The following is a 20,883-nucleotide window of genomic DNA, read 5'->3' as shown; positions in this document are numbered from 1 at the left end:
ATTAATCAAGCAACTGTTCAGTTAACTTTGCGGCATGCTCAGGATCCATCGCACTTAAGATAGCTGCTCGCTGTTCCTCGTCAATTCCCTGTAAAATGCTAAGGGCAACAGAATTACTCATATTTGTTAATATTGGCGCTGCCTTTTTTGCAGCCATTTCTTGATAAGTATCGATTAATGCAGTTATTTGATTATCTTCATCCCCTTCGTCTTCTATAGGGGACTCGTCTTTGAAGTTCTCAACTTGCTTATTTAATCGAGCCATCTCCTGAGTTAATTGATCAACTTCTGTTGAACTAATGATTAAATCTGACTCTAATATTTCTATTTCGCTCTCAAGCTCATTAATTCGCTTTTGATATTGCTTCTCTTTTCGTTCAAATTCACCCTCTGCTTCTGTCGTAACAAAATGATTAATAACCGGGATTTTATTTGCAAATTCCTTAGTTTTATCAATTGGATTTAAATCCAATAGTGATAGGACAATAAACACTATTGAGATGGCTAAAATTAATGGAATAATAATTAGAAATATCCATTGTAAAAAAGTTATTTTCTTAGTTTCATTTGATTGATTTGAGATTTGTGCCATCTTTATCACCTGTTTTCATGATTAAAATACTGTCTGGTCGAAATTTCATCCATTGTTTGGTTTTCTAGATACTTTTCTTTTTCTTGAACTTTTTGATGCTTTTTCTCAATAATTTTTTCGAATTTCTTCACTTCAATATGTGCTTCAGTAAGCAGGTCGCGTTTTTTCTCCATCACTGCCCGCTTTTGATTCACTTCGATTTGCACATAATGAATTCTTTCTTTGATCTGTTCAATAAAAGCATAATGAGTTGCTAAGGTTGTTACTGTCCCAGAAGATGACAAGTAATAATAGTATTCTTTTTCGACCTGTTCTTTTTTTTGTAATAGTAGAAGGAGCTTTTCAGCACTTTTTTCAAAATCATTAAGTGCCTGTCTATAAGCGAGTTGAGCCTGGTCCTTTAACTGCTCTTGATGATTTAAGATTTTATTGAAAGCTTCTACTGTGGCCATCTTGCTTATCCTCCATTTAACACTGACTTCATTAAGTCTACTGCTTCTGATCTTGTACATTTTTCATCAATATTTTGTTTTAAAAATGAAATGATCTTTGGTTGTAATTGAATTGCCCGATCAACTTGAGGACTGGTTCCTTTTTTATATGCACCGATTTGAATAAGTTCATAATTTTCCTCGTATGTTGATAAGAGCAGCCGCATTTCATTTGCTAATTTCTGTTCATCTGCTGTTGTAATTTGGGGCATTACCCGACTAATTGATTTCAAGACATTTATCGCAGGGAATTGCGCTTGTTCCGCTAACTTTCGATCTAAAACAAAGTGACCATCAAGAATACCACGTGTTGTATCGGCGATTGGATCATTTAAGTCGTCCCCGTCAACTAAAACCGTATAAAAAGCCGTAATAGTCCCTTTATCACTTGTACCTGTTCGTTCTAAGAGCTTTGGTAATAAAGCAAAAACAGAAGGTGGATACCCTTTTGTTGTTGGAGGCTCTCCAGTTGCTAAACCTACTTCACGTTGAGCCATTGCTACACGTGTAACTGAATCCATCATCAGATTTACGTTATAACCTAAATCTCTAAAATACTCACTAATCGCAGTTGCGGTATATGCACCTTTTATCCGCATTAATGCCGGTTGATCAGAGGTTGCAACAACGACAATTGACCTTTTCAAACCCTCTGTTCCTAAATCCTTCTCGATAAACTCTTTTACTTCCCGACCTCGTTCACCAACTAAGGCAATGACATTGACATCTGCTTCGCTGTTTCGCGCAATCATTCCGAGTAAAGTACTCTTTCCAACACCACTTCCAGCAAAAATACCAACCCGCTGTCCCTTTCCTACAGTCAACATCGTATCGAGAGTTTTTACTCCTAATTCAATAGGTTCCAATATTCGTGGTCGTTGCAGTGGATTTGGTGGTGTTTGTTCTGTTCTAACACTCTTTAGGCCCAATGGTAGTGCTGATTGATCTAAGGGTTGACCTAGTGCATCGATCACTTGACCAATAAGTCCCTTTCCTACTTTAACCATTAAAGATTGATCAGTCGCTTCTACTAAGCTTCCTGGACCAATATCAGTAATCTGTGAATATGGCATCAATAATACATTCTCATCTGTAAACCCAACGACTTCTGCCATAATTTTCTCACCCCTATCTGGATGAATATAACAGACATTACCGATATTTACTGCAGGTCCAACCGATTCAATCATCAAGCCAACGACACGTTTTATTTTTCCAAATCTTGTGTATGAATCGATTCGATCAATCGCTTCTATGTAGCTATTGATGTTCACGTTTGATTTCCTCCATAACTTCGGTCAATCGTGTTTTTATCTTTGCTAATTGGTGATCGACTGACACGTCTAACTTTGAATAAGGTGTTTTTATCACACAATCACCTTGTTTCATCTCATCTACTGGATGGATCGAGAGGACGATCTCGGGATCGATTAAAGTCATTAATTGATCCCGATGATCTGTTAATAAATGATAATCATCGATACTTGTATAGATTTTAATTGATGGTTGGCTATGAACCTCCCCAATTGCTTGTCTAACCATTGTAAAAAACGCATCATTTTCATTGATTTCTACAGCAACAATTTTTTCTGCTATTTTTATTGCAAGTTCTAAAATGATAGCTTCACTTTGTTCAATGATTTTTTCTTCTTCGCTTCTTGCTATTTCTACGATTTGATCTGCTTGAGAAATTTTATCTCGAACCGACTCTAGTCCTTGGTTAAGGCCATCTTGATAACCCTGTTCAAAAGCTGATGTCTTCGTTTCTTCAATTAAAATTTCTCTTTCTCGTTGCCATTCTTCCCTTGCCTCTGTCAATTCACGATCAATTGCATTACGTTTGGTCACTATTTCTTGATTAATCTGTTTTAATTGATCCTCTGCATGGTTAATTTGATTCAATAGTATTTTCAGCTGATCGTCTTTTTGTTGGGGTACAAGATCATTCGACTCCTCCGTGTGAGAAGTAGAGATAGGTCTTAGCTTAATTTGCTTCATTTGTTTTTTATGATGAAGATCAGACAATCACATCATCTCCTCCACCACGAGCAATGACTATCTCTCCCACTTCTTCCAATCGGCGAATGGTTGCAACAATACGTTGTTGTGCTTCTTCTACATCGCGAAGTCGAACGGGTCCCATATATTCCATTTCTTCTTTAAAGGTTTCAGCCATTCTTGTTGACATGTTACTGAAGATAATCTCTTGAACTTCCTCACTAGCAACCTTAAGTGATAAACGTAAGTCATCGTTTTCGACATCACGAATAACACGTTGAATCGCTCGATTATCCAACGTAACAATATCTTCGAAGATGAACATTCGTTTCTTGATCTCCTCAGCTAATTCAGGATCCTGAACTTCAAGCGCATCTAGAATCGTTCGTTCTGTACTTCTGTCTACACCATTCAACACTTCTACAACTGCTTGAATACCACCTGTTTGTGTATAGTCTTGCGTAACCGTAGAAGATAACTTTTGTTCCAAGATTTGCTCTACCTCATAAATAATCTCTGGAGAAGTAGAATCCATTAAAGCGATCCGTTTTGCTACGTCCGCTTGCATTTCTTGTGGTAATTCAGATAAAATTTGACCCGCTTGCTCATTATCTAAATATGAAAGGACTAAAGCGATTGTTTGCGGATGCTCATTTTGGATAAAGTTTAAGATTTGAGCCGGATCTGACTTCCGTGCAAAATCAAACGGCTTGACTTGTAATGAAGATGTTAAGCGTGCAATAATCTTTTGTGCTTCATCACTGCCGACTGCTTTTTCCAACACAGTTTTAGCATAGCTAATCCCACCTTGGGAAATATAATCTTGCGCTAACGCTATTTGATGGAATTGTTCCATAACCACTTCTTTTTGCTCTGACTCTACCTTTTTTACTGAAGATATCTCTAAAGTTAACTTTTCAATTTCTTCTTCTGTTAAATGTTTGTATATTTGTGCTGATACATCGGGACCAAGTGAAATAAGCAGAATCGCTGCTTTTTGGCGACCGGTAAGTACATTTTTTTGTCTAGCCATTCAGCTCTCCCCCTAATCCTCTGAAATCCATGTACGTAATAATTTAGCAAATTCATCCGGCTTATCTTTTGCCATTTTTTCAAGCTGTTTTCTTTTGATTGTACTATCTGTATCTTCAGGTTCATCCATCTCTGGAATTTCCGTTTCAATTTCCTCAAGCTCTGTTGTATAGGCAAATTCATCCTCAACTTGTTGTCGTCCACGGACTAATAAGATGATAAGAATAATAATTAAGAGTAATAAAACTCCACCAAGGATTATCGCCCACAAAGGAAGTCCTACTGTAGTTGGCTGTTCTGGTGTATCGATTCCACTGAACTCTTGAAATACTATTGAAGTATTTGGGCTAGCATCAAGATCACCCTCACTAAGATAGGAATCATCGACTGTCGTTTCGATAATTGAATCCAAAATGGAGGCAATTCCTAATTCCACATTTGCTTGTTCAGCAGGTGTTAACAATTCAAGTTCACCATTTTCCCCTACCGAATCCTTTCGATTATCTACAGCTACTTGAATCCCTAGGTCTCTAATTTTATATGGACTTTCATTAATTTCACGTTGGATACGATTAAATTCATAATTAATTGAGTCTTGAATTAATTCATATTCACCATCACCACCATCACCAGCTGGATAATTAGCGATATCTTCCTCACCAACACCAACCTGTGCTTCTAGGGCTCCCTCCCCAGAATAACTTTCATGAATATTTTCAATACTAACAGGCAAACCCTCAATTTCTTCGCTAACAGGTTCAACTAGCTGTTCAACACGGTTCTCTTGAGTGAAATCAATATCCGCTGTTACTGAAGTCACAACTTTATCTGATCCAATCATTGTAGCTAACATTTGTTGAACGCGACGTTGAATGTCACGCTCGATATCTTGTTTAATCGCTTGTTGTGACGCATAAACATCTCCGTTTGTATAGGTATTGCTATTTTCCATATCGTAGTAATTAAAATTCTGATCTAAAATACCGATATTCTCTACAGGGAGATTGGGAACTGATTTAGAAACAAGATGATAAAGTGCATTAATTTGTTCTGATTCAAAATGATGTCCAGGGGCAACACTTATGACGATGGATGCCGTTCCTTCTTCTGCCTCATCACTCACAAAAATTTGCTGTTGTGGCATACTAATCATGACATTAGCCTGCTCAATTCCCTCTATACTAGTAATAAGGTCCGCTAATTCTGTCTGCATAGCATCTAATTTGATAATATCAAATTCGTTATCTGTCACACCCCAAGAGCTGTTTTCACTGAAAAAGGAATAGTCAATGCCGCCACTTTGCGGGATACCCTGTGCTGCTAATTCAACTAGCAAACTATCTGCCATATTTTCTGGCACATGAATAGTCGTTCCAGAATCACTAACTTCATTTTGTACACCTCTTAAATCGAGTTCCTCTTTAATTTGACCCGCTTCTTGCAATGACAAATTACTATATAACGGAACCATTGTTGTTCTAGTAGCAAACAGACTACCTCCAACAACAATGATTAAAAAAATTAAAATAGAAGAAAGTATAAGTCCTTTTTCCTTTTTAGTTCTTGCATTCCAAGTTTCAATAAATTTATCTTTATACTGATTCAGTTTTTCTTTCATTATGTGCCTCCATACCAAACAACTTTCAATTGAAGTGCTTTGATTTATCGCAGTGTAACTGTCAATAAGACTCCCACTCTAGCATTCGAAGGAAACTAAGTATTGTAAGTGGTAGATCAACTGACAGTAACGGCCCGATTGGTTCAACTAACGATCAGTGGGGATATAGGAAGACAGACTATACTTACCAGGTCCTATAGGTCCTCCCCACTGATTGAAGTTTCACTTTATCGCAGTGTAACTATCAGTAAGACTCCCACTCTAGCATTCGAAGGAAACTAAGTATTGTAGGTGGTAGATCAACTGGCAGTAACAGCTTGATTGGTTCAATGGCCTTTAGGTCATCCCCTTGTGATAGTAACAAATGTTTCCGGTGTAACGAGTAACCGCAAATTACTTCGATGGGACGAGTAACCACAGTCCCAGTCCCAATCAATGGGGATATAGGAAGGCAAACTAAACCCACAAGGTCCTGTAGTAATGTCTACATGACCTAGTTCCTATAGGTCCAACTTTCACTGATTAAAGTTTCATTTTATACTTGCATTCTCATCATTTCATTGTAAGCATCGATTACTTTACTTTGCACTTCAACGGCCAAACTCATCGATAATGATGATTTCTGAGCTGCAATCATCACGTCATGTAGTTGGTCGATTTGACCATTAACTAACATTTCTGTTTTCATTTCCGTCTCAAGCTGAGCATTATTTAACTGTTCAAGCGCTTGTTTAAGCTGATTTGAAAATTGATTGTCAGTAGAGCTATTTTCAGTTTTATTCAATCTATTTATGTAAGATGTTGGCTGGATTGATTGTAAGGCTTGAAGATCTATGCTCACTATGTTCACCCTTTCTGTATTATCTGCCTATTTCCAGAGTTTTTGTTAACATACTTTGTGAGGCATTTAGTGCTGTTATATTTGCCTCATATGATCTAGTTGCACTCATCAAATCTACCATTTCTTGCAATGGATCAACATTAGGCATTTGGACATACCCATCATCACCAGCGTCTGGATGCGACGGATTATACACTAGTGTAAAAGGCTCATCATCCTCAACAATCGCTGTTACCTTTACACCTTTACTCATATTAGCCTGGTTACTTTTTACTCGGCTTAATTGAGTGGAAAATGACTGGCCATTTTCCTGAAAACGAACAGTCTTCCGTCGATACGGTTCAAATTCGTCGTTTTCATTAAGTCTAGCTCGAGTTGTTTCTGCATTCGCAATATTTGATGAGATAACATCCATTCTCAACCTTTGAGCAGTTAAAGCTGATCCACTACTATTAATACTATTAAATATACTCATTTCTAACTTCCTCCACGTATAAGATTTTGTAATGTGCTAAAACTACCATTTAACCTTTCAACCAATGCCTGTTGATAAATCTGGTTGTTACCAAGTTCAACCATTTCCTTATCTATATCAACATTGTTACCGTTATGGTTATATTGCGTGTTATTATTCACATGAATCTTAAAGCCTTTTGTCGCTTGACTAAAGTCTATATGGCGTGGATTTGTCAATTTAGCCTGAAATTGTCCACCTTTTTCTTGTTCTAATAGACTTTTAAACTCAACAGATTTTGCTTTATAGTTAGTTGTGCTTATATTAGCTAAATTGTTGGAGATTGCTTCGTTTTTCACAAAAGCATAATCCAAACCATGGTGTAGATTGTCAATTGAACTTCCGAATATCGACACTTTTCTACCTCCTTTGTGTATATTTGACTATTTCCGCTAAGAAGATCCGACTATCTTTCTGAAATAAATCCTAGTCTTTTCTATCATAATTCAAACTAATTGTATTAGAAATAAGGGTAGTTGTCACTAGAATATATAAAATTCCGACAAAAGTTATTAATAAAAGGTTAAATTGTCATACTATTTGCCCAATTAAATATTTGGTCATAAAGAAATTTGGTAAGATCCTCATGTTTTATTATACACAAACAATTTAAAAAGCCAACAAAAATCGATTTTTTATGTCAAAATTAATCAATCCTTTACAAAAACATAGTACTATGAGACTATATTAATTCCACTAAAAGTTTTTTAGTATGTGAGTTAGGTCTAACGTCTCTTAATAGGGATACTAAATTCCTATCACATTAGTCTATAAAGTGAGACTTCAATCAGGGGGCCTAGAAGACCTAAATCACGCAGACCCTATCACAGGACCTGGCTTCTTTAGACTATGTAAAATACTTTCCCGGGCATTAAAATCAAGATTTGTCATGAGGCGTCACAGCTCCTGTTTTTTTATTATGAAATCAAAAATGACGTTAGTGAATTTCCATCACATTCCCCATCCCATGAGAAATCTGATTTTTCTTCACTAACGTCATATATTTTACAGTCAAAAAAGCCTTGCATGAAAAATTCATGCAAGGCTTTTTTAATTTCCTTCTGCTTTCAGCTTTTCAAGTTCATAAAGGAACTTATCATTCAAAACTTTGATATAAGTACCTTTCATTCCTAACGAACGTGATTCAATTACTCCTGCACTTTCTAATTTACGTAAAGCATTAACAATTACAGATCTTGTAATACCCACTCGATCGGCAATTTTACTCGCAACCAACAAACCTTCCTTACCATCTAGTTCATCGAATATGTGTTCAATTGCTTCTAATTCACTATAGGACAATGAGCTAATCGCCATTTGAACAACTGCTTTAGATCGTGCTTCTTTTTCAATTTCTTCTGACTTTTGATGAAGGATTTCCATACCTACAACAGTAGCACCATATTCAGCTAATAATAGATCATCATTATTAAAAACTGTATCTAATCGGCTTAAGATTAATGTCCCTAATCGTTCACCACTACCTATGATTGGTACGATCGTAGTTAACCCTTCTTTAAATAAATCTTTATTTTCAACAGGAAAAGCCGTATAAGGACTGTCTATACCGATATTCGCAGTTGTCGTATGAATATTAAATAGACTTTCCGTGTATACTTCAGGAAATTGTCTTTCCTCAAGCATTGCCTTCATTCGTGGATTTTCAATCTTTTGGTTAATCGAAAACCCTATTAACTTACCCTTTCTACTCACGACAAAAATATTTGCCCCAATAATCTCCTGTAATGTAACCGCCATCTGGTTAAAGTTCACTGTTTTAGTTGTTGCACCCTGTAATATTGAGTTTATTTTTCTTACCCGCTCTAACAGTTCCATGTTACTCCTCCGTTTCCTTTACTACCGCTTTTACAAAATATATTGACTTAAATCACGGTTTTTTACAATTGCCTTTAATTTTTCATCTACATACTGTGGGGTTATATTGATTGTTGGCATGGTTATATCATTAGCCTCAAACAATAAATCTTCCAATAATTTTTCTAAAATGGTATGCAAACGTCTAGCACCAATATTATCTGTTTCCTGATTTACTTCATAGGCGATCTCGGCAATTCGAGTAATCGCATCATCCGTAAAAACAACATCTATATCCTCTGTTTTTAATAAGGCTTGGTACTGTTTTAGCAAAGCATTCGATGGTTCCGATAAAATCCGCTTAAAATCATCTACTGAAAGCTTCTCTAATTCAACCCTGATCGGAAAGCGACCTTGAAGCTCTGGAATTAAATCAGATGGCTTGGTCATGTGGAAGGCTCCCGCAGCAATAAACAGAATATGGTCAGTCTTAACCGGACCATACTTAGTCACAACCGTTGAACCTTCAATAATTGGTAGGATATCGCGTTGAACACCTTCACGCGAAACATCAACTTGGCCTTCACTTTTACCGGCTACTTTATCAATTTCGTCAATAAAAACCATACCTGTTTGCTCAACTCGATCGAGGGCAATTTGTGTTACCTCTTCCATATCAATTAACTTTTGAGCTTCCTGTTGAGTAAGTAGTTTACGTGCTTCGCTCACTGGAAGTCTTCGCTTTTTCATCTTTTTAGGCATGAACTGACCAAACATGTCCTGCATGTTAATTCCCATTTGTTCCATTCCGGTTCCTTGGATCATATCGAACATTGAATGTTGGTATTCTTCAACTTCTACAGTGACTATTGTATCTTCTAGTTCTCCAAGTGCCAACTGGTGTTCAACTTGTTTTCGTTTTTTTAATTTATCTTCGTTTATATTTGCGTCATCCTCTAAATCCTTCTCTTCTTCAGTTTGTTGAAAGAAAACTTCAAATGGATTTTTTAGATGATTTGATTGTTTCTTTGTTAATGGAACGAGTAACTTTACTAGTTCCTGATTGGCAATTTGTTCTGCTTTTGATTGGACTTCTGCCATCTTTTCTTGTTTAACCATGCGAATGGACATCTCTACTAAATCTCGGATCATTGATTCTACATCCCGACCAACATAACCTACTTCTGTGAACTTGGTTGCTTCTACTTTAACAAAGGGAGCCCCTACCAATTTAGCTAATCTTCTAGCAATTTCTGTTTTCCCAACACCGGTCGGTCCAATCATTAAAATATTTTTTGGGACAACCTCTTCTCTGAATTGATCATCAATTTTCATACGACGCATTCGATTTCTTAATGCTATAGCAACAGATTTCTTTGCTTGATTTTGACCAACAATATATTGATCAAGCTCCTTGACAATTTCCTTGGGTGAAAGATCTACTCTCAACTCACCACCTCCCAACTTACTGTTAGTCAAGTTTTTCTAAAATAATTTGGTCATTTGTGTAAACACAAATCTCACTAGCAATCTCTAAAGCTGACCGAGCTATTTCACTTGCTGTTTTCTCAGGGCTATAACGCTTCAACGCTCGCCCAGCTGCAAGTGCATAGTTACCACCAGAGCCGATGGCAAGTACACCGTCATCTGGCTCAATTACCTCTCCAGTTCCTGAAACTAGGAAAAGCTTTTCTTTATCCATAACAATTAACATTGCTTCTAATTTACGAAGCATCTTATCACTCCGCCATTCTTTAGCTAATTCAACTGCAGAGCGTTCTAAATTCCCATTATAAGTTTCGAGCTTGACTTCAAACTTCTCAAATAAAGTAAAGGCATCTGCTACTGAGCCTGCAAATCCAGCTAGCACCTGCCCCTTAAAAAGTCGGCGGACCTTTCTTGCCTTATGTTTCATAACAACAGAATTTCCCATTGTCACTTGACCATCACCACTCATTGCACACTGATTATTGTGATGGATGGCAAATATCGTTGTTGCATGAAATTGTGATTCCATTTGCTCACCTCATTACTATTTCTTCGCTCTTGGATGCGTTTTCATATATACACCCTTCAAACGATCCTTTGTTACGTGAGTATAGACCTGCGTTGAAGAAAGATGATCATGACCTAACAATTCCTGAACACTTCGTAAATCAGCGCCTTCATTTAGCATATGTGTTGCAAATGTATGGCGCAAGGTATGAGGATGAAGGTTGATCGTCATAGCAGCTTCATCAACTATTTTATTTAGTACAAACCGAATACCACGCGCCGTAATTGGCTTTCCTCTTGCATTTAGGAAAAGGATATTCGTCCCTTCTTTACTTTTCTTTAATAGTTGTTCTCTTCCGTCATTAATATATTGATGTAATGCCCTTTCAGCAAAAGAACCAAAAGGTATGTAACGTTCTTTCCTACCTTTTCCCATGACCAATATCGTTTGCAGAGAAAAATCAATAGCATCCAAAGTTAAGTTAACACATTCACTTACTCGGATACCAGTTGCATACAGAAGTTCTAGCAAAGCTTGATTTCTTTGTCCAATTGGCGTAGTCAGATCATTTACTGTAAATAATTCTGCTAACTCTTCTTCATATAAGAAATCTGGTAGTACTTGTTCAGATTTGGGTAATGAAATTGACAAAAAAGGGTTATGTGTCGTTATATTTTCCCGTTCTAAAAAACGATAAAAGGTTCTCAAACTAGAAATTTTCCTTGAGACACTTTTTCTACTTAACTTCTGTTGATAGAGATAAGTAAGAAAATACCGGACAACTCTATCATCAACCTCATCAAAACTCCCTACATTTTCTAGATTTAAAAAGTTTACAAAAACAGTAATGTCCTGGTTGTAATACTCCAAAGTATAAGCTGAAACATTTTTCTCAACTTCTAAATATAGACTAAACTGTTTCTGAATCTCACTGTCATCCATCATTACACCTCATTAATGCAGGCGATTAAACCGTACCATATTGTTATTAATTACGCAACTTATTTACCGAATAATAATAAAGTTCAGAATCATTTACATATTTATATCATATCACAACAAATATTCGTCAAGCAAATTTACTTACCGTCCAAAAATTATAGACTTAGCTTTAATAAAAGTCAATTATTTTATTACAGTAAATTATTTCAGTGGGACGAGTAACCGTAAGTCCCAGTCCCAATCAGTGGAGGTAGGAGGTGGCAAACTAAACCCACCAGGTCCGGTGGTAAAGTCTACAAGATCTAGATCTTGTAGACTCAATCCCTACTGATTGAAGTTTCACTTTATTTAAAAAACTGTACACTTGACAAAAAGCAAGTGTACAGTTTAGTTATTGTTGTGTTTCTTCTTTATAGTCACAGGCAATACATTGAATACTTACACCTTTTTTGACTTTCTTCTCAACTAATTGTTCATTACATTTTGGACACTTACGGGGAACAGGTTTATCCCATGATACGAAGTCGCATTTTGGATATTGATCACAGCCATAAAAAGTTCGCCGTTTTTTTGATTTCCGTTCAACGATTTGACCTTTTTTACATTTTGGACATACAACACCTATTTCTTTCAAGATAGCTTTAGTATTTCGACATTCCGGGAAATTAGAACAGGCCATAAATTTACCGTATCTCCCCATTTTATAAACCATCTCATGCCCACACTTCTCACACTTTTCTCCAGCTGGCTCATCTTTAATTTCGATTTTTTCCATTTCATCTTCTGCAATTTTCAGGCTTTTTTCAAAGTCTTGATAAAAGCTATCGATAATCTCAACCCAATCATGCGTTCCTGCCTCAATAGCATCAAGATCATTCTCCATTTTAGCAGTAAAGTCAATATCAATGACTTTAGGGAAAAATTCTACCACAAGATCAATAACAATCTCACCTAACTCTGTCGGAACAAACCTTTTATTATCAAGTGTGACATAACCACGCCGTTGAATAGTATCTAAAGTAGGAGCATATGTTGATGGACGACCAATCCCCTTTTCCTCCATTGTTTTTACTAAACGTGCCTCTGTATATCTTGGTGGTGGTTGAGTAAAATGCTGATTAGGTACGATTTTATCAGCCTTGACAATCATTCCTTCTTCTAGCGAAGGTAATAACTTGTGCTCTTCTTTTTCATTATCATCATTTCCCTCAATATATATCTTCATAAAACCCTTAAATTTTATCTTAGAACCTGTCGAACGAAACCCTACACCATTTTGTTCTAATTGCACTGTCATTGTATCCATTACAGCTGGAGCCATTAAACTTGCAATAAATCGATCCCAGATTAGTTTATAAAGGCGATATTGATCCCGGGATAAAACAGATTTTAATGTGCTGGGCTCTCGAAATGCTGATGTTGGTCGAATCGCTTCATGGGCATCTTGAGCATTTTCTTGGTTCTTTGTTTTTCTTGTTACACCTAAAAACTCCTTACCAAATTGTTCCGTAATATATTGTCGTCCCTCTGTACGAGCGATATCTGAGATCCGTGTTGAATCAGTACGCATGTAAGTGATGAGTCCAGTAATTCCACCATCTTTTTTTCCTAAGTCAATACCTTCATATAATTGCTGGGCCAACATCATTGTTTTACGTGCTCGAAAATTCAATTTCCGGGCTGCCTCCTGTTGTAATGAAGAGGTTGTAAATGGTAGTGCTGGATTGCGTTTACGCTCCGTCTTTGTCACTTTGCTAACTTTAAAGTTTTTCTCCGGGATCCGTTGTAAGATTTCATCAACAGCTTCCTTATTTATTAACTTAGTCTTTTTTCCATCTAAACTATAAAAGTAACCCTCAAATGGTTCTTTATTTGCTAAAAACTGACCATCAATCGACCAATATTCTTCCGGTTTAAAATTTTTAATTTCATTTTCCCGATCAATTATCATTTTAACCGCAACAGATTGTACCCGGCCAGCACTCAATCCTTTTTTTACTTTCTTCCATAATAATGGGCTAATATTGTACCCTACAAGTCGATCTAAAATGCGACGTCCCTGTTGAGCATCAACAAGATCCATATTTATTTGACGCGGGTGTTTAAATGATTCCTTAACAGCTTCCTTTGTAATTTCATTAAAAACAACTCGACAATCAGAGTTTGGATCAACATTTAAACTATGAGCCAAATGCCACGCAATAGCCTCTCCTTCGCGATCAGGGTCAGCTGCAAGATAAACTTTCTTCGCTTTTTTAGCTGCCGTTTTTAATTCCTTTAAAACAGGGCCTTTTCCTCGAATCGTTATATAATGAGGATTGTAGTTATTATCAAAATCTATTCCCATTTTACTTTTTGGTAAATCACGAACATGCCCCATTGACGCTTTGACTGTATACTTTTTCCCAAGATAGCGTTCAATTGTTTTGGCTTTTGCCGGTGATTCAACAATTACTAAATAATCTGACATTACTTTCCCTCCAAGAGGTCTGTTTTTTATTTGTTAATTTCATATTAGAAAAACCTGTATTTATCTACTTGCTAGGATAAATACCTTGTTTCTCTGACTATTGATATATTATCATAGCTTTATTTCTTTAGAACTAGGGCTCAACATAAGAAAGAAACTTAATTTAGTATCATAAATCCTTCATATTTATTTAATAAGTGATTTTCGCCCCCACGAATAGATATTAAACTTTATCCTTCGTTAGCTTAAAAATTAAACTTTCATTATTATTAAATACTTTCTACTCATTTGTCAAATTTATCGAAATTTAATTGGTCCTTTAATTAACGAAAAGGGTTGGATTCCATTAATATTTGTTGCCAAATGTGTCTAGTTCTTTCCCATTCCTCAATAATATCATAGGTATTTTGTATTAATTTTGCTCCATTTTGAATGAGCCTGTGACAGCCTTTTACTTGTTGAAAATTGATATCACCTGGTACTGCCATTACTTCTCTTCCCTGTTCTAATGCTTGATCAGCCGTTATTAATGACCCGCTTCTTTCTTGTGCTTCAACAACAAGTGTTGCAAATGATAATCCACTAATTAAACGATTACGCTCTGGAAAATGATAGCGTTCTGGTCTTACTTGAGGTGGATATTCTGAAATAACGAGGTGATTCTTAGCTAAACGATTAAATAATTCAAGATGTTGTGCTGGGTAAGGATGATCTAATCCGCCAGCCAAAACTGCGATTGTCCTTCCATTATAGTAATCTGCAATGCGATGCGCATAACCATCAATCCCTTTCGCCATTCCACTCACGAATAGCCACTCTTGATCAATTAATGGTTTCAACAATTGATACATATGTTGTTTAGCATATTGGCTCGGATGTCTTGTTCCAACTACAGCTAGTGACGGCAAATGTTTGAAATAATCAGGATTACCTAAACCATATATTATAACTGGTGGATCAGGAATTATCTTTAATAAGATCGGATAATCATGATCTAAGATGGTCCATATTTTAAATTCAGCTAATTTCTTTAGTATTGAATGATTGTCCTGATATAATTGAATATATGAATGGAATTGTTCTGCTTTTTCTTGAGGAAGATGGTAAATACTTATCAGATCCTTAGTGGAGTTATCAAAGATTTGTGAGCATGTTGGATCTATTCTGATTATTTTATGTAATAGGGTTCTTGTTGCTAATGGACTTTGTGCAAGATAGATGAGGCGATTTCGTGGGGAAGTCAATACATACACTCCTTTTTTAATCATTTTGATTTTAACTTATCTTACTTGATCAATCTCGAACTACTCACCACTTAATTAATCACAAAATTTAAAATGGGAGGCTTCTGTCGGGGTCAAATAATTTCTACTATAAATTCTACAACTCAGCTGGATAATCCTGCTGAGTTGTCTTTATTTCTTTTTACTTTGATCAACCTTATATATATAAGCAAAGACTTCTGCTACAGCTTGATAAAGTTCTTCTGGAATCCGTTCATTAATATTCAATTGGCTTAAAACTTCAACTAAACTTTTATCTTCTTGAATAGGGATACCTGATTCTTTCGCACGTTTTAATATTTCTTCAGCAAGGTAGCCTTGTCCTTTAGCTTTAACTATAGGTGATGGTGCTTTTTCCTGATCATATTGTAAGGCAACTGCCTTTTTATATTGAAATTCATTATTCATACTCTCACATCCAAACTACTGTGCTTAAAACCTTTTTGGCTTCGTTCTGGTTGAATCATGAAATCTCCTCGATCATTTGGAAGAGCTTTATAACTAATGGTTGATAGCTGGTAGTTCAATCTAGCTAAACCTTCTTTGACCAAACCTTTATGTTGATCGAGTGATTCGGAAATATCTTCTCCATTATAAACTGTTAAATGAACAACTCGATCTTGAACATTCATATCAATAATTGTCGAACCCAGTTGAGCTAGTTCAAGATAAAAGGCAATCCGACAATAATTGGTATCTATTTTCTCTTCGCTATCTTTCCGACTGTAAAATTCAATCTCTATATCTTCTTCCATCCCGAATAAGCCTGGTATATGTGTTGATAAATGTAGAAAACTAGCATCCTCTTTCACCAGTGTTAACTGCTGTCCTGTTAGCAAGTTTAATAAATTCTCCGTTTCTCTCATCGAAGTTGATTGTTCAGAAAGGACCTGCAACAATAACTGTTTGATCGTCATTGGTTGTTCATTTAATTGCTGACTATGCTCATATATATTATATTCAAGGTCGAGGCCGCTATTTAACATGTAATTTTTCATATGGATAAAAAATTGATCTTTAACGGGAAACAAATTTGGCTCTACTTGATTGATTTGACTTAAAAGTTCAAAAATTTGTGGACTGTTTTCCTTTGGAATTTGGAGTTGAATAAGTTCTGTTAATGGGCGAATAAATTCCAATAATTTATCTGGGGTAGCTTGATCCATATACTCATATAAGGATGCAGCCACCTGATTTGGTAACTGTTGGGCTATTTTAGTCACAACATGATTGTTTTTCAGCAAAGTTTGAAGCTGTGCTAAATCTTTATCCGTTGGCTCGATTTGTTGATTATTTAGATTAGCAAGTACTTTGTTAAATTGAAAGACCTGTTTGTCTGATAGTGCCAATTGTTTATTCAATTGATTAAGTAAAGAGTCACTTGCTATTGTTAATTTTGAATTTAAACTTGATACATTTTGATTCTGTAATTGGACCCGGTCAGCTAGCTCTTGAATAGGCCCTTTTGCTTCTTGACCTAGCTCCGAATTTATTATTTGTTCACGATTCACTATATAATTAGCTTCAATAGTAGGTTGTTTGTTTATGATTGTTGCTAATTTAGCTTGTAATTGCTGTGCCGATTGGCTGAGAATAGAACTGTTTTCCATTGAATTAAATAGATTTTTTATTTGTGAATTTAATCCCAAACTTGAATTAACAGCTTTGATTGATTGGAGTGTTGTTTCGGTAATAGGTAGTTCTTCATTAAGCATATTAAGTAATAATGTTTTCATTTCCTGGCTCTGATCGTTTTTAAACAATAACATAGCTTGTTCTAAATCGGTTTGCCGAATTGGAATTTGCCTAGTGATCATTTCCAGAACCATCTGTTGATTTTCCTTAGTCGGATTCAACTCTAAATCAGCTAGAATGGATAAAATCTGATCAGTTAATGATAGATTAGCTCCAAGTGATGACATAACTTTTAGTTGGGGCAAATCGCCAACGGAGGTCACCTTAAATAAATAACTTTGCTCAACAGATAATGGAATTTCTAATTTAGCGACCATATTACTTTTACCAAACTGGATAGATGCAATGTGATCTGGGAAAATGTCTGTTATTTTCCCAAGTATAACCTGACCTTGTCTTAAAGCTAATGGTCTACTTGTTTGATCTCTTAGCATCATTTGAAGAGGTGATGAAATATTACGAAGTTGGAATTCCATCATCTTTTCCTCCTTCTAAATAATCTTTGATTGGTGCAAATGTTTTGCGATGAATGGGCGTTACACCATATTCTTTTATACCTTGTAGATGTCCAGCAGTCCCATAACCTTGGTTTTGATCAAACTGGTAATCAGGATATTTCTGATGATATTCAGCCATCACTTGATCACGATATACCTTAGCAACTACACTAGCAGCTGCAATTGAAATGCTCTTTTGATCCCCTTTAATAATGACCTCGCTTGAACATGATATTTTTTGAAGTGGTACTGCATCTATTAACAAGTGGTCTGGTCTTACATCTAACTCATTTATAGCCCGTTCCATTGCCAAAATTGATGCTTGATAAATATTCATTTGGTCAATATCTTCACTATCAACCAAACCAATCCCTATTGCGACTGCCTGTTTCTTTATTTCTTGAGCAAAAATAGCCCGCTGTTTAGCACTTAACTTCTTTGAATCTGTCAAGCCTAATAGTGAAAAACTCTTAGGAAGAATAACAGCAGCTGCCACCACTGGTCCAGCTAATGGCCCCCTACCAACCTCATCAACTCCTGCAATATATCTTTTTCCTTGACTTTGATAATAAAGCTCATACTTTTTCATGGTAAGGAACTGTTCTTGCAAAATGCGATCTTTTGCTTGTTTCTTTAAATAGACTTGAACTGCTTGTTGAACGCCTTTTCTCGGATCTTGTGCTAATTCCTTCAGTATCTTTTCATCCACTTCTTCTTCATGTAAGTATTGTTTGATTTCAACTATTGAACGATCTCTCATAAGACAAACTCCTTTGATCGATTAATCTTAATATCGGCATGTTTATATAAGTTTTAAGAATAAATATCTTTCATCATCATGAATGATTTACATAATTCCTTAGTTTAAATGGACCAATCTTGACCTTGTTTAAAACATTAAAAAGCGCAAAGATATGATTTGCGCTTTTCTTTCATTAATCATTAGGTTGCTCTAAAGTTATGCGACCAATCTTTCCATTTCGAAAATCCCGAATAAATAATTCTGCTGTTTTATTTAAATCTACACTACCACCCGGGGCTAGAGCTCCTCTTTGTTGACCGATCTCTTCCAGTATTGTTTCGAAATTTGCGTCAAAGTTTTTGAGCTGGTATCTGTCCATTAATAAATCTGGATACGATTTCTTAATATGATTTAAGGTGAATCGAGCAATATCCTCTATTGAAAGTAATTGATCCTTTATGGTACCAATAGCTGCTAATTGATAGCCTACTATTTTATCTTCAAACTTCGGCCATAAAATACCCGGCGTATCTAACAGCTCAAAATCTTTCTTCACTTTAATCCATTGTTGTTGTGTTGTTACTCCTGGTCGATCACCTGTTTTAGCAATTTTTTTATTTGCTAAGCGATTGATCAAGGTCGATTTACCAACATTAGGAATACCAATAATCATCGCCCGTCCCGGTCTTGGGCGTACTCCCTTACTTGCTAATCGTGCCATTTTTTCTGCTGTCATACTCTTTGCTGTTTTAATCACATTTTGAATATCTTGCTGATTCTGAACATCTACTGCAATTGCCTTAACACCTGACTTATTAAGGTGTTGCAACCATCTTACCGTGAGATCCGGATCAGCTAAATCTTCTTTCATTAATACTTGCATCCTTGGTTTTTGTTGAAGTATTTCTTGTAACATTGGATTTTGTGATGCTTCCGGAGCTCTAGCGTCAACAAGCTCTATCACAAAATCGACTAACTTTAGTTTTTCTTGTACTTCCCGTCTAGCTTTTGCCATATGGCCCGGAAACCATTGAATTGTCATTTTTCCACCCCTAGTTTACTGAACTGATTCGATTGAATGGCCAATAAATAAATCTTGCTTTGCCCATAATATTCTCTTTAGGAATTAGCCCAATCATCCGACTATCTTTTGAATCTTGTCGATTATCGCCAAGTACTAAATAATAACCCTCTGGTATCGTTTGGTGTTGGCCAGGAATATCCTCAGTTAAGGTAAAGTTGTTCGTATAAGGAGAGGAAAAGTTATTTTCACTTAAATAGTCTGAAAGAAAGGGTTCTTCTACTAATTGATCATTAATATACAATTGATCATTCTTATATTCGACCGTTTCTCCTGGTAAACCAATAATTCTTTTAATATAATCTTTGTCTTCCGTTACGTGAAAAACAATGATATCGAAACGTTTTGGATTTGAAAATTGATAAGATATTTTTTCAACTATTAGATAATCTTGATCAATTAGAGTTGGGGACATCGATGGACCGTCAACTTCTATGGGAATAATTATAAATGTTCGAACAATCCATACTAATAAAAGAGCGACAATAAACGCTTTAAACCATCCTACCCATTCACTTTGTTCTTTTTCTTTCGTCATCTTCATCTCACCACCGTCATCCAAACCAATTAAAGTTATTTTATTTTTTTATGTATCATTAAACACTCTTACCCTTTTAATAAAATCATAAAACGTACTTGAACTATTTTAAACTTATCTAGGGAAAAGAGCAAGTGTCCCCAGATTGGGGGAGGTTAGATAATTCCTAATATGTATAAAGTGAAACTCCAATCAAGGGGAGGTGGGCCTATAGGACCTAGGTCATGCAGAATTTACCACATGATCTGGTGAGTTTAGTCTGAGTCCTCCTATCTCCACTGATTGGGACTAGGACTGTGACTGGGACTGGGACTGTGGTTACTCGTCCCAGCGAAACATCTGTTAGCACCACAAGGGGATGACCTAAAGTCCCTTAAACAAATCGGGCCCTTCCTATCAGTTGATCTCCCACTTACAATCTTTAGTTTCCTTAAAAATATTGAAGTGGAAGTCTTACTGACAGTTGAATTGCGATAAAAATACTCGATAAAAGCCATGCTTACCAAGGACAATTTGATGATGAGGAATGACATCCATTTATTAAAAAATGTCTGATCGTATGAATCATCAATACCATTACAGGTCGAAATGAATACTGGTTCTAAATTTTAAAAAAGAAGGTTCTATAATTTATGGTGTTGGTGAGTTCTTTGAACTTACTAACACCTTTTTTGCATTTATATAGAAAAAGGTCAGTAGATTCCTTTATAATTAAGTCGACGAAAACCAATTAAAAGG

At 36.0% G+C, this 20,883-nt stretch carries 20 protein-coding genes; all 20 read right to left on the bottom strand.

What is annotated here, in order from left to right:
• Position 1: 1 nt before the first annotated feature.
• The 20 genes from KQI76_RS07260 to lepB all read right to left on the bottom strand — a co-directional run bounded on the left by KQI76_RS07260 (position 2) and on the right by lepB (position 20,145).
• On the bottom strand, positions 2-592 hold the full coding sequence (locus KQI76_RS07260) for a MotE family protein (RefSeq protein WP_216399663.1): 591 nt from the start codon (positions 590-592) through the stop codon (positions 2-4).
• Between the two features lie 5 nt (positions 593-597).
• Positions 598-1,044, bottom strand: a complete 447-nt coding sequence (gene fliJ / locus KQI76_RS07255) for a flagellar export protein FliJ (RefSeq protein ID WP_216399662.1) — start codon at positions 1,042-1,044, stop codon at positions 598-600.
• Between the two features lie 5 nt (positions 1,045-1,049).
• Positions 1,050-2,357, bottom strand: a complete 1,308-nt coding sequence (fliI, locus tag KQI76_RS07250; RefSeq protein WP_216399661.1) for a flagellar protein export ATPase FliI — start codon at positions 2,355-2,357, stop codon at positions 1,050-1,052.
• Positions 2,344-3,108, bottom strand: coding sequence for a flagellar assembly protein FliH (gene fliH / locus KQI76_RS07245; protein WP_216399660.1), 765 nt, complete (start codon positions 3,106-3,108; stop codon positions 2,344-2,346). Before fliH ends, fliI begins: the two co-directional genes overlap by 14 nt.
• Complete coding sequence (gene fliG / locus KQI76_RS07240; protein WP_216399659.1) at positions 3,101-4,114, bottom strand: flagellar motor switch protein FliG; 1,014 nt, start codon at positions 4,112-4,114, stop codon at positions 3,101-3,103. The genes fliH and fliG overlap by 8 nt, the downstream gene beginning before the upstream one ends.
• Before the next feature lie 12 nt (positions 4,115-4,126).
• Entirely contained in the window at positions 4,127-5,731 is a 1,605-nt protein-coding gene (gene fliF, locus KQI76_RS07235; RefSeq protein ID WP_216399658.1) for a flagellar basal-body MS-ring/collar protein FliF, read from the bottom strand.
• 535 nt (positions 5,732-6,266) lie between these two features.
• A complete protein-coding gene (gene fliE / locus KQI76_RS07230) occupies positions 6,267-6,572 on the bottom strand; it encodes a flagellar hook-basal body complex protein FliE (protein WP_216399657.1) in 306 nt (101 codons plus the stop codon).
• Between the two features lie 19 nt (positions 6,573-6,591).
• Positions 6,592-7,047 carry a flagellar basal body rod protein FlgC gene (gene flgC / locus KQI76_RS07225; RefSeq protein WP_216399656.1) on the bottom strand — a complete coding sequence of 152 codons (456 nt, stop codon included), beginning with the start codon at positions 7,045-7,047 and terminating at the stop codon, positions 6,592-6,594.
• Positions 7,048-7,049: 2 nt separating this feature from the next.
• Positions 7,050-7,442 carry a flagellar basal body rod protein FlgB gene (gene flgB, locus KQI76_RS07220; protein ID WP_216399655.1) on the bottom strand — a complete coding sequence of 131 codons (393 nt, stop codon included), beginning with the start codon at positions 7,440-7,442 and terminating at the stop codon, positions 7,050-7,052.
• 694 nt (positions 7,443-8,136) lie between these two features.
• The gene (gene codY / locus KQI76_RS07215; protein ID WP_216399654.1) at positions 8,137-8,922 is read right to left on the bottom strand and encodes a GTP-sensing pleiotropic transcriptional regulator CodY; all 786 of its coding nucleotides are present in this window, start codon (positions 8,920-8,922) and stop codon (positions 8,137-8,139) included.
• A 30-nt stretch (positions 8,923-8,952) separates the two neighbouring features.
• Positions 8,953-10,350, bottom strand: a complete 1,398-nt coding sequence (gene hslU, locus KQI76_RS07210; RefSeq protein WP_216399653.1) for an ATP-dependent protease ATPase subunit HslU — start codon at positions 10,348-10,350, stop codon at positions 8,953-8,955.
• A 22-nt stretch (positions 10,351-10,372) separates the two neighbouring features.
• Positions 10,373-10,918 carry an ATP-dependent protease subunit HslV gene (gene hslV, locus KQI76_RS07205; protein ID WP_216399652.1) on the bottom strand — a complete coding sequence of 182 codons (546 nt, stop codon included), beginning with the start codon at positions 10,916-10,918 and terminating at the stop codon, positions 10,373-10,375.
• Positions 10,919-10,933: 15 nt separating this feature from the next.
• Positions 10,934-11,842, bottom strand: coding sequence for a tyrosine recombinase XerC (xerC, locus tag KQI76_RS07200; protein ID WP_371817666.1), 909 nt, complete (start codon positions 11,840-11,842; stop codon positions 10,934-10,936).
• 388 nt (positions 11,843-12,230) lie between these two features.
• Entirely contained in the window at positions 12,231-14,309 is a 2,079-nt protein-coding gene (topA, locus tag KQI76_RS07195; protein ID WP_216399650.1) for a type I DNA topoisomerase, read from the bottom strand.
• A gap of 323 nt (positions 14,310-14,632) precedes the next feature.
• Positions 14,633-15,553, bottom strand: a complete 921-nt coding sequence (dprA, locus tag KQI76_RS07190; RefSeq protein WP_216399649.1) for a DNA-processing protein DprA — start codon at positions 15,551-15,553, stop codon at positions 14,633-14,635.
• Positions 15,554-15,724: 171 nt separating this feature from the next.
• Positions 15,725-16,000 (bottom strand): EscU/YscU/HrcU family type III secretion system export apparatus switch protein, encoded by a 276-nt coding sequence (locus KQI76_RS07185; protein ID WP_216399648.1) that lies wholly within the window; start codon positions 15,998-16,000, stop codon positions 15,725-15,727.
• A complete protein-coding gene (locus KQI76_RS07180) occupies positions 15,997-17,763 on the bottom strand; it encodes a hypothetical protein (protein ID WP_216399647.1) in 1,767 nt (588 codons plus the stop codon). Before KQI76_RS07180 ends, KQI76_RS07185 begins: the two co-directional genes overlap by 4 nt.
• Positions 17,744-18,544: a ribonuclease HII gene (locus tag KQI76_RS07175; protein ID WP_216399646.1), complete on the bottom strand. Its 801-nt coding sequence runs from the start codon at positions 18,542-18,544 to the stop codon at positions 17,744-17,746. The genes KQI76_RS07180 and KQI76_RS07175 overlap by 20 nt, the downstream gene beginning before the upstream one ends.
• 175 nt (positions 18,545-18,719) lie before the next feature.
• The gene (gene ylqF / locus KQI76_RS07170) at positions 18,720-19,568 is read right to left on the bottom strand and encodes a ribosome biogenesis GTPase YlqF (RefSeq protein WP_216399645.1); all 849 of its coding nucleotides are present in this window, start codon (positions 19,566-19,568) and stop codon (positions 18,720-18,722) included.
• A gap of 10 nt (positions 19,569-19,578) precedes the next feature.
• The gene (lepB, locus tag KQI76_RS07165) at positions 19,579-20,145 is read right to left on the bottom strand and encodes a signal peptidase I (RefSeq protein ID WP_371817665.1); all 567 of its coding nucleotides are present in this window, start codon (positions 20,143-20,145) and stop codon (positions 19,579-19,581) included.
• Between the last annotated feature and the right edge of the window lie 738 nt (positions 20,146-20,883).

The sequence above is a fragment of the Amphibacillus sp. MSJ-3 genome (genome assembly GCF_018919165.1).
Lineage (GTDB): Bacteria > Bacillota > Bacilli > Bacillales > Amphibacillaceae > Amphibacillus.
The sequence above is the reverse complement of the archived record's forward strand: the minus strand, read 5'-3'. Positions and strand labels throughout refer to the sequence as shown.

What these genes read in the sequence shown, in the direction of transcription:
- xerC (WP_371817666.1), bottom strand. Translation starts at nt 11,842, where the DNA reads ATGATGGATGACAGTGAGATTCAGAAACAGTTTAGTCTATATTTAGAA.
- fliG (WP_216399659.1), bottom strand. Translation starts at nt 4,114, where the DNA reads ATGGCTAGACAAAAAAATGTACTTACCGGTCGCCAAAAAGCAGCGATT.
- KQI76_RS07175 (WP_216399646.1), bottom strand. Translation starts at nt 18,544, where the DNA reads ATGAGAGATCGTTCAATAGTTGAAATCAAACAATACTTACATGAAGAA.
- topA (WP_216399650.1), bottom strand. Translation starts at nt 14,309, where the DNA reads ATGTCAGATTATTTAGTAATTGTTGAATCACCGGCAAAAGCCAAAACA.
- flgC (WP_216399656.1), bottom strand. Translation starts at nt 7,047, where the DNA reads ATGAGTATATTTAATAGTATTAATAGTAGTGGATCAGCTTTAACTGCT.
- fliF (WP_216399658.1), bottom strand. Translation starts at nt 5,731, where the DNA reads ATGAAAGAAAAACTGAATCAGTATAAAGATAAATTTATTGAAACTTGG.
- KQI76_RS07185 (WP_216399648.1), bottom strand. Translation starts at nt 16,000, where the DNA reads ATGAATAATGAATTTCAATATAAAAAGGCAGTTGCCTTACAATATGAT.
- codY (WP_216399654.1), bottom strand. Translation starts at nt 8,922, where the DNA reads ATGGAACTGTTAGAGCGGGTAAGAAAAATAAACTCAATATTACAGGGT.
- ylqF (WP_216399645.1), bottom strand. Translation starts at nt 19,568, where the DNA reads ATGACAATTCAATGGTTTCCGGGCCATATGGCAAAAGCTAGACGGGAA.
- KQI76_RS07260 (WP_216399663.1), bottom strand. Translation starts at nt 592, where the DNA reads ATGGCACAAATCTCAAATCAATCAAATGAAACTAAGAAAATAACTTTT.
- hslV (WP_216399652.1), bottom strand. Translation starts at nt 10,918, where the DNA reads ATGGAATCACAATTTCATGCAACAACGATATTTGCCATCCATCACAAT.
- fliJ (WP_216399662.1), bottom strand. Translation starts at nt 1,044, where the DNA reads ATGGCCACAGTAGAAGCTTTCAATAAAATCTTAAATCATCAAGAGCAG.
- KQI76_RS07180 (WP_216399647.1), bottom strand. Translation starts at nt 17,763, where the DNA reads ATGGAATTCCAACTTCGTAATATTTCATCACCTCTTCAAATGATGCTA.
- lepB (WP_371817665.1), bottom strand. Translation starts at nt 20,145, where the DNA reads ATGACGAAAGAAAAAGAACAAAGTGAATGGGTAGGATGGTTTAAAGCG.